Genomic DNA, 12,493 nt, shown 5'->3' with positions numbered 1-12,493 from the left:
TGAGGGGGAAAGCCTATCGGCGCCCCTGTCGACGCATTGTGTGATCCAGCGCACCGCTGTTAACGCATTCAGGAAGCTTTCACGGCGCCAGCTCTGCCCCGCCACCAAGTGCGCCCCCTGCGCCAGCTCCACGCCAGCATCACCACCGCATAGAGTGCCAGCAGCAGTTGCAGCGCTGGTTTGACGATAAACAGCAGCCACAACCAACCGTAGTCCGCGTCAGTCACTTTCATCTGAAGGCCCGGTTCCAGGCCCAGTGTCGCGGTTTCTCCGCGCAGGCCAGGCCCGACCTCCACAACGGTGATCTTCAGGTGCAGGTTGCCAGCACCCAGCGTAAGCGGCGAGGCCAGTGGCGGCCACTGGAAATCGGTGGGCGATGCGCTGGGTTCGTCCGGCGTAAATTCGCGCGTCACCTCACCCGAGCCATGCGAACTGACCGGCATGGCCCGATAGATCGCGTGCCGACCGTCATGCTCGACTTTCAGCCTGATCGGCTCGCCGGGCGTGCGGAAGCGCAGGAAACCGGCGTGCTGACTGTTCTGCCAGTTGCCAAGCACGGGGTCCGGCTGGTCGTAGTCCGGCGGGGGACGCTGGAACGTCAACGACAGCTGCGGCCGCCCCGGCAACAGCCGCTCGGTTTCCAGCGTCAGCTGCGTGCCCGGTTCCAGCAGCAGCGGTGCGGATGCGTAATGCGTGGCAGTACGGAAATCGGCCAGCGCCAGCGCCAACCCGATACTGAGGGAGATCAACAGCAACCAGCTTGACCAGAATGCGATGCGCACCGGATGTCCTTTTCCGCGTCGGAGCGTGAACGAGTATATCCAGCCCCCACCCGTTGGGACGGCCATCGTCTGGGGCACCATGACCAAAGGGGCATGACGCCGCCCCCGTTCAGCGCGATAAACAGCAGATCAACACACGGAAAGGTGTACGTCGCATGCTGAAGATCGATTCGCTGTCCAAGACGTACGCCAACGGCGTACACGCGTTGAACGGGGTCACACTGGATATTCCCCGCGGCATGTTTGGCCTGCTCGGGCCCAACGGCGCGGGGAAATCCTCGCTGATGCGCACGCTGGCCACCCTGCAGGAAGCCGACAGCGGCAGTGCCACCCTGAGCATTCCGGGTGAAGCGCCGATCGACGTGCTGCGCGACAAGGATGCCGTGCGCCGCCGGCTGGGCTACCTGCCGCAGGATTTCGGGGTGTACCCGAAGGTCAGCGCACTGGACCTGCTGGAGCACTTTGCCGTACTGAAGGGCTTGACCCAGCGCGGTCAGCGCCGCGAGGTGGTCGATGGCCTGCTGCAGCAGGTGAACCTGTGGGATGCGCGCAAGCGCAAGCTGGGCACCTACTCCGGCGGCATGCGCCAGCGCTTCGGTATCGCCCAGGCGCTGTTGGGCGACCCGCGCCTGGTGATCGTCGACGAACCCACCGCCGGCCTTGATCCGGAAGAGCGCAACCGCTTCCTCAACCTGCTGGCGGCCATCGGCGAGAACGTGGCGGTGATCCTGTCCACCCACATCGTCGAGGACGTGACCGACCTGTGCCCCACCATGGCGATCATGAACAAGGGCCAGGTGCTGCTGACCGGTCGCCCCACCGATGCGATCGAGGCGTTGCAGCAGCAGGTCTGGCGCAAGCAGGTGGAGCCTTCCGAACTGGCCGACCACGAGGCGCGCTACACGGTGCTGTCCTCGCGCCTGGTCGGCGGCCGCCCGGTGATCCACGTGCACAGCGCCAGCGACCCCGGTGATGGCTTCACTGCAGTGGCCCCCGATCTCGAGGATGTGTACTTCCAGCGCCTGCGCCTGCAGGCGCGTGCCCGTGCAGCCTGAGCGGAGCACACCATGATCCTCACCTTCTTCCGCTTCGAGCTGCGCGAGCAGCTGCGTTCGCCGCTGCTGTGGCTGCTGGCGTTCCTGTTCGCCGCGCTGGCCTTCGCCGCCGCCTCCTCCGAAGCCGTACAGATCGGCGGCGGCGTCAACAACGTGCACAGCAATGCGCCGATCGTCATCGCGCGCTTCATGGGCATCTTCACCATGATGGGCATGCTGGTGTCCACCCTGTTCGTCAGCAATGCGTTGCTGCGCGACTTCGAGCTGGGCACCTCGGAGCTGATCTTCGCAAGCCCGATCAAGCGCCGCGACTACCTGGCCGGACGCATCCTGGCAGCGATCTGCGCCAGCCTGGTGGTCTACCTGATCATCGCGCTGGGCATCTTCCTGGGGCCGTTCATGCCCTGGGTGGACAAGGCCCGCGTCGGCCCGGTTTCGCTGGCCAGCTATGCCTGGACCTTCACCTGGATCGTGCTGCCCAACGTGTTGTTCACCACCGCCCTGCTGTCGCTGCTGGCGGCGCTGACGCGCTCGATCCTGTGGGTCTACATCGGCCTGGTCGGCTACTTCGTGCTGTATGGCGTGAGTGCCTCGCTGCTGAGCGATATCGACAACGTCTGGGTCGCCACGCTGACCGAGCCACTGGGCATGCGTGCGCTCGGCCGCACGGTCCGCTACTGGGCCGCCGAGCAGAGCAACACCCGCCTGCCCGAGGTGGCGGGCTACCTGCTGGCCAACCGTGCCCTGTGGCTGGGGGTGGCCGCCGTCTTGTTCACCGCCACCTTCGCTCTGTTCCGCACTGAGCGTACCGGTAGTGGGCGCAGGCGTTGGGGCCGTCGCCAGGCCGTGGCCAGCGCCGATGCGCCGCGACCGGCGGCGATCACCGCGCCGCGCGTGCGCCCCCGCTTCAGCGCGGCAACCGGCTGGCACCAGTTCGTGCGCCAGGTGCGCTTTGACACCCTCGGCGTCCTGCGCGGGGTGCCGTTCATCGTGCTGCTGGTGCTGGGCCTGGCAAACTTCATCCCCGCCGCCCTGCACCAGAGCGCGGTCTATGGCACGCCGATCTGGCCGGTCACCACCGAAATGCTGTCGGCCCTGCAGGGCGCCTACAGCTGGCTGCTGGTGATCATCGTGCTGTTCTATTCCGGCGAACTGGTCTGGAAGGAGCGCGCGGTCCGCTTGAACGAAGTCAACGACGCCATGCCCGTACCCAACTGGGTACCGCTGCTGGCCCGGCTGACCACCCTGGTGGTGATCGTCGCCTGCTTCCAGGCCATCGGTGCGGTGGTGTCGATGGCCATGCAGCTGGTGCAGGGCTACACCCACCTGGAGCCGCTGCTGTACCTGAAGGTGCTGGCCCTCGGTTCGGTGTTCTATGTGCTGATGGGCGGCATGGCGCTGGTCCTGCAGGTCCTGACCAACAACAAGTTCTTCGGCTACGCGCTGTTGATCGTGGTGATGATCGCGCAGGTCGCGCTGGGCCTGCTGGACTACACACAGAACCTGTACAACTTCGGCAACTGGCCCAACGCCCCGTACTCGGACATGAACGGCTACGGCCACTTCCTGCCTGGGCAGCTGGTCTTCCAGGCCTATTGGGGCCTGCTGCTGGCCGCGCTGCTGTTCCTTGCCTCCGCGTTCTGGGTGCGCGGCGTCGGCGCCAGTGCGCGTGACCGGCTGAAGCTGGCGGCACGCCGCCTGCGCGGTCCTACCGGCGCGGGCTTTGCCGTATCCCTGCTCGGCTTTGTCGCGCTCGGCGGATGGTTGTACTGGAGCACCAACATCCGCAATGAATTCCTGTCTCCCGACCAGCAGCGCGACCTGCAGGTGCGCTACGAGCGCGAGCTGTCCAAGTACAGGAACCTGCCGCAACCGCGCATCATCGCCGTCGACAACCGCGTGGACCTGCATCCGGAAACCCAGTCGATGGTCATCGATGCCGACTGGACGGTGCGCAACACCCACGCTGCCCCGATCAGTGACATCCACATCGCGATGGGCGATGACCGCAATCTGGTCAAGGTCGACCTGGGCGGGCAGACCCTGGCCTTCCATGATGTCGACCTGGGTTACCGCATCTACCGCCTGGCCACGCCATTGCAACCCGGCGAGCAGCGGCAGGTGCATTTCCGCGTCGAACAACGCCCCAAGGGCATCACCGCCGGCCAGGCACCCAGCAACATCGTGGACAACGGCACGTTCTTCAACAGCACCCTGCTGCCGTCATTCGGCTACGACCCGCGCGGCGAGCTGGAGGACCGCAACGAACGGCGCAAGCGCGGGCTGGGTGAGCCGACCCGCATGCCGAAGCTGGAGGATGAAGCAGCACGTGCCAACACCTACATCTCCGACGACGCCGACTGGCTGGACTTCCGTACCACCATCTGCACCGCACCGGACCAGGTCGCGCTGGCCCCGGGCTACCTGCAGCACGAGACCACCGTGAACGGCCGCCGCTGCTTCAGCTATGCGATGGACCGGCCCATGCTCAACTTCTACGCCTATCTGTCGGCGCGCTGGCAGGTGAAGAAGGGCATGTACAAGGACATTCCGATCGAGGTGTACTTCGACCCGGCCCATGCCTACAACGTGGACCGCATGATCGAGGCGGTGCAGAAGTCGCTGGCCTACTACGAGGCGAACTTCACGCCCTACCAGCACCGCCAGGTGCGCATCATCGAGTTCCCGGGCTACCAGAGCTTTGCCCAGTCCTTCGCCAACACCATCCCCTACTCCGAGTCGATCGGCTTCATCGCCGACCTGCGTGACCCGGACAAGGTGGACTACGTGTTCTACGTCACCGCGCATGAGATCGCACACCAGTGGTGGGCGCACCAGGTGATCGGTGCCAACGTGCAGGGCGCCACGGTACTGTCCGAATCGCTGTCGCAGTACTCGGCGCTGATGGTGATGGAAAAGGAGTACGGCCGCGCGCACATGCGCCAGTTCCTGAAGACCGAACTGGACCGCTACCTGGCCGGCCGGGGCGGCGAGCGCATCGAGGAACTGCCGCTGGAACGGGTGGAGAACCAGCAGTACATCCACTATCGCAAGGGTTCGCTGGTGTTCTACCGCCTGCGTGAGGAAATCGGCGAACAGGCGCTGAACCGCGCCCTGCAGCGCTTCCTGCAGGACAAGGGCTACCAGCAGCCGCCGTACACCACCTCGCGGGAGCTGCTGGACTACCTGCGTGCGGAGACCCCGGCCGACCGCCAGCAGCTGCTGAGCGATCTGTTCGAGAAGATCACGCTGTACGACAACCGGCTGGAGACCGCCAGCGCGCGCAAGCGTGCCGATGGCCGCTACGACGTCACCCTGAAGCTGCACGCCGCCAAGGTCCATGCCGATGGCCAGGGCAAAGAAACGCCGGTCACGCTGGACGACTGGGTCGAGATCGGCGTGTTCGCCAACGGTCCCTCGGGCAAGGAACGCGACCAGAAGGTGCTGTACCTGCAGCGCCATCACATCACCACGGCAGCGCCGACGATCACGGTGACGGTGGATGCCAAGCCGGACGAGGCCGGTTTCGATCCGTACAACAAGCTGATCGACCGGGTGAGCGAAGACAACCGGCGCAAGGTGACGATGTGATGTGAGTGGCGGTGCCGGCCTTCGGGCCGGCACCGATCTCCTACGGCATCCACGCATGGCGTGGATCTACGGGAATGCATCCATGCGCGGCGTGGATGCCGTACTGACCGGTTGACGCCCTGGGCTACGCTGCGGGGCCCTGCGAACCGGCCTTCGGCCCCAGCACCGCCAGCAGCACGTAGATCACGATCGACGCCACGGTGCCGAGTGCAGCCAGCAACATGAAGGCAAACTCCGAACGGCCCTGCAGCCCTGCCCAAACGCCCAGATGCCAGGCAGCGCCAAGATTGATCAGCCAGGCGATGACGAACACCGGCCACTGCACGATGCCGACCGCGCTCAGCAATGGCGCGGCGATGAGGGCTGCGACGATGGCGCCGATCAGGAAGACCAGGGCAAGACGGGAATGGCGGGCCGAGGCGGTGCTCATGCGCTCAACCCGCGGACCATCACCAGCACCGGGAAGCCACGCGTGTCGGACTCGACAACGGGCTTCCACCCCAATCGCGCATACAGACCACCGTCCAGCGACTCGGTCTGCAGGTAGAGCTGCGATATGCCCATCGACCGGGCCTGCTTCACTGCGTGTTCGACAAGCGTGCTGGCCAACCCTCGCCCGCGTTGGCTGTCGGCCACATACACGCTTCCCAGCCAGTGCTCATACTCGGGAAAACCGGGCATCTCACCGCGCTTGAGCTGCACGGCGCCGACCACCTGCCCATCGTCGATTGCCGCCAGCAGATGCGGGAATCCCTGCGCGTCCTTGGGCTTGCGCAGCCGCAGACGCTCATCTTCCAGAGTGAAGCCTGCATCCTTTCCCCACTGCGCGTGATACCACTGCGCCAGCTGCTCGCACTCCGGCGCTGCCGGCGCCAGCATCCTGAACTCCATGGGTAACCTCGCTGTCCTGATCGTCCTTCAGGAAAGCATGCTTCACCCCTGCAGTCACTGCAAATCGTTGCAATCAATCCAACCGTGCATGGGATCGGCTCCCCGGCGATATGCACCTCAGCCCTGCGAGAAGTCCTTCAGGATCTCACCGACGCCGCTGGGCGAGATCTCGAAGCCCAGCGTAGTACCCGGGTTGATCACCACGCCGTAGCCGCCCGGCACGCGGCGCAGCACGTCCAGCATCAGCCAGCGGACCTGATGCTCGGCCTGCTGGCTGTAGATGCCCACCCGCGCCGGATCGGTGAACACGGCCACGTGCAGGGTGCCCTGCTTGTCGAACAGCAGCGGATCGAAGCCACTCCCATCGGGCGTGACCAGGCTGCCCGTCAGCAGCACCACCTGGGAAGCAACGAAGGCCTCCATGAATGCCCGGATCGGCACTGTTCCGTCCATCGCGGCCTTGAGCAGGGTTTCGATGGGAGTCTGCGGGGCAAGGTCGGTCATGGCAGTACGAGCGCGGCATCAGGGGGTGCCTATTGTGCCGGATGCCGCCACACCAGGTAGTGCCGGCCGCTGGCCGGCAACTGCATTGGGTCCAACGACACGGAGGTTGCCGGCCAGCGGCCAGCATCACCGTTTGCGAGGCCCCGTGCGCGGTCAGCGCTTCAGTCGCTGGTCGCGCGCCAACTGGTCTGCCATGGCCTTGTCCAGTTCGGCCTGCAGGGCCGGCTGCTGTACGTCCGCATCCAGCACAAACACCTTCACCCCGTGCGCCGGCACCTCCGCCTTCAGGCTGCCCTTCACCGTCACCTGGCCGCCGTCCAGCGCGTCGCGCCAGAGGCCGGGCTGCAGGTAGCGGTCCACGCTGAAGGTCTTCGCGGCATCGCCCTTGTTCAGCAGCACCAGCGCGGTCTGCGCCACGTCGCCATGCTGCAGCACACGGAAGAACACCGCTTCATCGCCCTGCAGACGTTCGTTCACCTGCAGGCCGCGCTGCAACGCCGGCGTACTCTCGCGCAGCTTGGCGATGCGCTGCAGCGGGGCGAAGATCGGGCTCTGCGGGGCTGCATCCACCCGCGGCTGGCCGAAGTAGGCACGGTTGCCGGCGTGCTCCGCACGGCCGCGCATGAAGCCGGTTTCCGATCCGTAATAGACCACCGGAATGCCGCGCGCGGTGAACAACCAGTTGTGCGCGTCGATGAAGCCGCTATCGCTGGCCTGCAGGCGTGGCATGTCGTGGTTGTCGTAGAAGCTCATCAGCTCGTACGGGTTGGCGTACGGGCCACCGGTCAGGTGCAGCGGCTCAGCCAGCGTTTCAAAGCCCTTGCCGGCGCTGCCGAAGGCCTGCTCCAGCGCGCCGCGCAGCGGGAAGTCGAGCACGCTGACATTGGCGTTGGCCGGCCAGGTGTGTTCGGCGATGCTGGCGGCGTTGTAGTCGAACGCTTCGCCGAACATGAACATGCCCGGGTGCTGCGCGCGGATGCGGTTGACGAACTCGTGCCACCACGGATGCGGCAGCCAGCCGATGGTATCGATGCGCAGCGCATCCACGCCCTGCGCGGTCCACTGCAGGTACGCCCCCACCAGGTAGTCCATCACTGCCGGGTTGTCCTGGTTGAAGTCGCCCAGCTCGGCCAGGTTGCCATCGAAGATCGAGCCGTCCTTGCTGTCGACCGGGCCGATGTTGTTGTAGAACGCGTGCAGCGGATTGTGCTTCGGGTCCAGCTTCTGTGGCGGCAGGTTCTGGTGGTCGGCAATCAGCCTGCCGTCCTTGTCGAAGATCTGGCCGAACTGCGGCTGCCGCTTGGGCATGGTCCAGGCCGGCGAACCATGGTTGCCGACGATGTCCAGCACCACCTTCAGGCCGGCGCCGTGCAGGCCCTTGGTCAACCCGGCAAAATCCAGGTCCCTGCTCGGCAGGTGCTCGTCCAGCGCGTAGAAGTTGACGCCCCAGTAGCCGTGGTAGCCGGTCTTGCCACGGTCGGTCAGGGTGCTGGTACAGCTGATCGGCTTGCTGCCGGTGAAGGCTTCGTCCGGGTTGTCGACGATGGGGGTGATCCACACCGCGCCGAAACCGAGGTTGCGGATGTAGTCGGCATTGTCGAGCACGCCACGGAAATCGCCACCGAGATAGCCGATGTTGCCGTCCACCTTGTCCGGGCATGGCACCGGAATATCGAAGGTACGGTGCTTGCCGCCCTGGTCGCGATGGTCGTTGGACGGATCGCCGTTGACGAAGCGGTCAGTGACCACGAAGTACACCGCGTCACTGGCGAACGGCTCGGTGGTACCAACATAGGCCGGGCGTGGCGCAGCCGAAGCATGGCCAGCGAACAGCACAAGGGATACAGCAGCAGACAGGGCACCACGCATCACACCACCTCCGGACGGGACGGAACCCGCAACACGCACAGACCCGCAATCAACAGACTGCAGCCACCCAGCACCAGGACATGCATCGGCTGGCCCCCCAGCCATGCACGCAGGGCGAAACCGAGCGCGCTGGCCGCGACCAGCTGCGGGATCACGATGAAGAAATTGAAGATGCCCATGTACACGCCCATCTTCGCTGCCGGGACGCTGTCCGACAGCAGCGCATAGGGCAGCGACAGGATCGAGGCCCAGGCAAAGCCGACGCCGACCATCGACAGCAGCAGCCACTGCGGATCGTCGATGAACATCATCGAGATCAGCCCTGCCCCACCCAGCCACAGGTTGACCAGGTGGCTCCAGCGCAGGCCGATCGCCCGCACCATCGGCGGGATCAGCAGCGCGGCCAGTGCGGCGAAGCCGTTGTAGGCACCGAACAGCACGCCCACCCAGTTGGCACCTTCGTTGTAGGCCGTCGATTCGACATCGGTGGAACCGAAATGCATGCCGGCCACCGCACGCGTGGTGAAGATCCACATCGCGAACAGGGCGAACCAGGAAAAGAACTGCACCCAGGCCAGCCGGCGCATGGTGATCGGCATCGCGCGCAGGTCGCCGACGATGGCGGCCAGCATGTGCGTACCCGGTAGTACCCGCGCCGCCGCCAGCAGTGCGCCGTAACCCGCGCACAGGCCTGCCAGCACGTACAGCATCTTGTCGCCCTGGCGCCACGCGATCAGTGCCGCCAGCAACGCGCCGAGACCGAGCCACAGCGCAACCTGCGTCCACGGTGCGGGCCCGGTGACCGCGGCCCCGGCGTGATGCGCCGGTGGTTCGGCATCATCGAAGCTGGCCAGCTCGTCGGGCGAATACTCACGGGTGCTGACCACCGTCCAGGTGATCGCCGCCAGCAGCACCACCGCGCCGAAGTAGAACGCATAGCGCACGGTATCGGGCACCTCGCCCGCCGCTGCCGTGTTGGCAACGCCGAAGTGGGCCAGGATGAAAGGCAGGAAGCTGGCAACGATCGCGCCGACGCCGATGAAGAAGCTCTGCATCGCATAACCGGCCGGACGCTGCCGTGGTGCCAGCTGGTCGCCAACAAAGGCGCGGAACGGCTCCATCGACACGTTGATCGAGGCGTCCAGCACCCACAGCGTGCCGGCCGCGATCCACAGCGTCGGCGAGTTCGGCATCACCAGCAGGGCCAGCGTGGTCAGCACCGCGCCGATCATGAAGAACGGGCGGCGCCGCCCCCAGCGTGTCCACGTGCGGTCGGACAGATAGCCGATCACCGGCTGCACCAGCAGGCCGGTCAGCGGTGCGGCGATCCACAGTCCGGGCACCGCGTCCATGTCCGCACCCAGCGTTTCGAAGATGCGGCTGGCGTTGGCGTTCTGCAGGGCAAAGCCGAACTGGATGCCAAGGAAGCCAAAGCACATGTTCCAGATCTGCCAGAACGACAACTGCGGTTTTGCAGGACGGCTCATCGTGCGTCCTCTGCTGCCGCCACCGGCGCAATCTTCAGCGCCTGCACCTGGGCCTGGTTCAGCACGCCATCACGACCGCCCTTGCCGCCGGTGTAGTGCGCGAAGTGCTGCAGCGCGCTCATGTTGAAGCCCTCTTCCAGCGTCACCGTGCAGCGGCCTTTGGGTACCGCGAAGGTTGCCGCGGTCGAGTCCTGCGCCGCCACGCTGTGCGGCAGCGTTACCGTGTGCCGCTGCGGAGGGCGGCCCTTGCACTGCACGGCCAGCTGCTTCACCGCCGCGGTCACACCGGTGTTGATCGGGCCGTTCGGGTTGCTGTACTGCAGGCGCAGGCGCACGTGGCCCGCGCTGGCTGCATTGAACTGCCATTGCCGGCTGCCCCGCAGCACCTGCTGCGGGCCGACACAGACCATCGGGCTGTGCAGGGATTCCAGCGCACCTTCACGCCGGGTCAGGCTCAGGCAGTGCTGCAGGCCATCATCGCCGACGCGCACCTGGCCCTTGCTGGCCGTGGCCGCGACACCGTCCTGCCAGAGGACCTGGCCGGCAGCCACCGCGACCGACCAGCCCTTGCCACTGCGCTTTGCCTGCGGTGCCAGCGGCGTGGCCGGTGCTCGTGCATTGGCATCGGCACGCGGCACATCACGGCTCACGGCTGCCGGCGCAGCGACCAGCTGCACGGTGGTCGTGGTGCCGCGCGTACGCGTTTTTCCCGCGATCAACAAGCCAGCGCCCACCTGCCTTGGGCGCTCCAGCACATAGCGCTTGCCGCCCGCCTCCAGACTGATCCGCTTCTGCTTTCCGAACAGCTCCGGCACCAGCTCGGCCGGCAGCTTGGGCTGCACGCGACCGTCGTCCTGCAGGCCGAACACGCCTTCGGTGACCATCGACAGATAGCCGGCCACCGACCACAGCTGGCGCTCGGAGTTGACCACCGGCCCGCTCAACGCGCCTTCGTCCACGTGCACGGCCTGGCTGACCAGCTCGTAGTTCTCCATGTTGGAACCTGCCAGCGCCGCCCCTTGCATCAGCGAGCGGATCTCGGCAGCAATGCGCGGCGCATCGTCCACCTTGCGCGCCGCGCGCAGCGAGTACGCGCTGACGAACGGCCAGATCGCACGGTTGTGGTAGATCGGCTGCTGCGCTTCCTGCGGCCACACCACCGGGCTGCCGGCAGCGCCCATCGGATAGCCCGCCAGCGCCCGACGCGCACGCTCAGCAGGCAGCACGTCGGCGAGGATGCCCAGCGACAGGCCGAGCAGATCGATCTTGGCGTACGGCACCGGGTGCGCCGCCTCGCCGATGTAGCTCATGTACTGGCCCATGTCTTCGCGCCAGAAGCGCGCGTCGATCTGCACCGCCAGTGCATCGGCCCAGGCTCTGTACTGCTCGCTGCGCTCGTCGCTCAGCTGCGCGGCCATCTGCTGCGCCAGGCGCAGCGCCTGGTAATGCAGCACGTTGGTGGACAGCGCGTAGGAATCACCGATGAAGCGCACGTCCTCGCGCGTCCAGTCCGGATAGGTCTGCTCGCGCCAGTCAAGGAACGAGGTCTCGCCGCGATACAGGCCCATCTGCGCGTCGAAGACCATCGCCCGGTCCTGCGCCAATGTGCCCTGCAGGGCCTGCCAGACCTGCTCGGCAAACGCAGGATCATCCAGCAGGTGTCGGGCAGCGAGGAACCACACCACGCGGTCGCTGCTGATCGGCCAGCTGCCACCGGAGCCGGTGTCCTGGGCCACGAACAGGCCGGGCGTATGCCCGTCGCGCGCAGCCGACAACTTGAACTGCAGCGACTGACGGGTGCGCTTCGGGTCCAGCTTCGCCAGCGCCAGATCGGCTGCAAAGCTGACGTCACGCGTCCACACATACGGCCAGCGCGCGCCGGTCTGGAAGCACTCGCACGGTACCGGACGGCCTTCGTCGAAGGCCGGATCGCGGATGGCATCCACCCGGTCCTGGTCCATTTCCTGCTGGGCCAGCGCGAACAGCGCATCGAACATCACGCTGCCGGTCTGGCTGCGCATGGGCGCGGCGGCGATGCGCACCTCACCCTTCGGCGCATGCAGCACGAAGCTGCCCTTGGCAGCGGATTCGGCGCGCGCCTGGCGGCCGTCGAATGTCAGGTCGGCCGCGTGCGCGGTCGTCCCCAGCGCTGCCCCCAGGGCAGCGGTCAGGCAAATGATCTTCAGCATCGAAGCGGCAGACCGGCTTGCGCCCGTCGACCTCCCTCCCTCTCTGCACCGTTGTGGGTCCGCACTGCCGTTGCCGGCGTGCGGGCGCGGCACCTCCCTCAAGGTGCCCTGGCCCCATGGTAGAC

Annotated in this window: 9 protein-coding genes; 2 read left to right on the top strand and 7 right to left on the bottom strand. The window is 66.3% G+C overall.

Annotation, left to right across the window (positions count from 1 at the left end; translation table 11 throughout):
- Positions 1–68: 68 nt before the first annotated feature.
- Complete coding sequence (locus J2X70_RS08140; protein WP_279208312.1) at positions 69–782, bottom strand: hypothetical protein; 714 nt, start codon at positions 780–782, stop codon at positions 69–71.
- A gap of 155 nt (positions 783–937) precedes the next feature.
- Between J2X70_RS08140 and J2X70_RS08135 the strand changes: the two genes are divergently transcribed.
- Entirely contained in the window at positions 938–1,837 is a 900-nt protein-coding gene (locus J2X70_RS08135) for an ABC transporter ATP-binding protein (protein ID WP_032975880.1), read from the top strand.
- A gap of 12 nt (positions 1,838–1,849) precedes the next feature.
- A complete protein-coding gene (locus J2X70_RS08130; RefSeq protein ID WP_309909819.1) occupies positions 1,850–5,428 on the top strand; it encodes a M1 family aminopeptidase in 3,579 nt (1,192 codons plus the stop codon).
- Positions 5,429–5,552: 124 nt separating this feature from the next.
- On the opposite strand, the gene J2X70_RS08125 is transcribed toward J2X70_RS08130, so the two are convergent.
- From J2X70_RS08125 to J2X70_RS08100, 6 genes are all read right to left on the bottom strand, one after another.
- On the bottom strand, positions 5,553–5,858 hold the full coding sequence (locus J2X70_RS08125) for a hypothetical protein (RefSeq protein WP_033830565.1): 306 nt from the start codon (positions 5,856–5,858) through the stop codon (positions 5,553–5,555).
- Positions 5,855–6,319 carry a GNAT family N-acetyltransferase gene (locus tag J2X70_RS08120; RefSeq protein ID WP_032975876.1) on the bottom strand — a complete coding sequence of 155 codons (465 nt, stop codon included), beginning with the start codon at positions 6,317–6,319 and terminating at the stop codon, positions 5,855–5,857. The genes J2X70_RS08125 and J2X70_RS08120 overlap by 4 nt, the downstream gene beginning before the upstream one ends.
- Before the next feature lie 117 nt (positions 6,320–6,436).
- Positions 6,437–6,823 (bottom strand): SseB family protein, encoded by a 387-nt coding sequence (locus J2X70_RS08115; protein ID WP_025873957.1) that lies wholly within the window; start codon positions 6,821–6,823, stop codon positions 6,437–6,439.
- 153 nt (positions 6,824–6,976) lie between these two features.
- Positions 6,977–8,692: an alpha-amylase family glycosyl hydrolase gene (locus J2X70_RS08110; protein WP_309909816.1), complete on the bottom strand. Its 1,716-nt coding sequence runs from the start codon at positions 8,690–8,692 to the stop codon at positions 6,977–6,979.
- The gene (locus tag J2X70_RS08105) at positions 8,692–10,179 is read right to left on the bottom strand and encodes an MFS transporter (RefSeq protein ID WP_309909814.1); all 1,488 of its coding nucleotides are present in this window, start codon (positions 10,177–10,179) and stop codon (positions 8,692–8,694) included. Before J2X70_RS08105 ends, J2X70_RS08110 begins: the two co-directional genes overlap by 1 nt.
- Positions 10,176–12,368, bottom strand: coding sequence for a Six-hairpin glycosidase-like protein (locus J2X70_RS08100; RefSeq protein ID WP_309909812.1), 2,193 nt, complete (start codon positions 12,366–12,368; stop codon positions 10,176–10,178). The genes J2X70_RS08105 and J2X70_RS08100 overlap by 4 nt, the downstream gene beginning before the upstream one ends.
- Between the last annotated feature and the right edge of the window lie 125 nt (positions 12,369–12,493).

The sequence above is a fragment of the Stenotrophomonas sp. 1337 genome, from assembly GCF_031455455.1.
Classification (GTDB): domain Bacteria; phylum Pseudomonadota; class Gammaproteobacteria; order Xanthomonadales; family Xanthomonadaceae; genus Stenotrophomonas; species Stenotrophomonas indicatrix.
The sequence above is the reverse complement of the archived record's forward strand: the minus strand, read 5'-3'. Positions and strand labels throughout refer to the sequence as shown.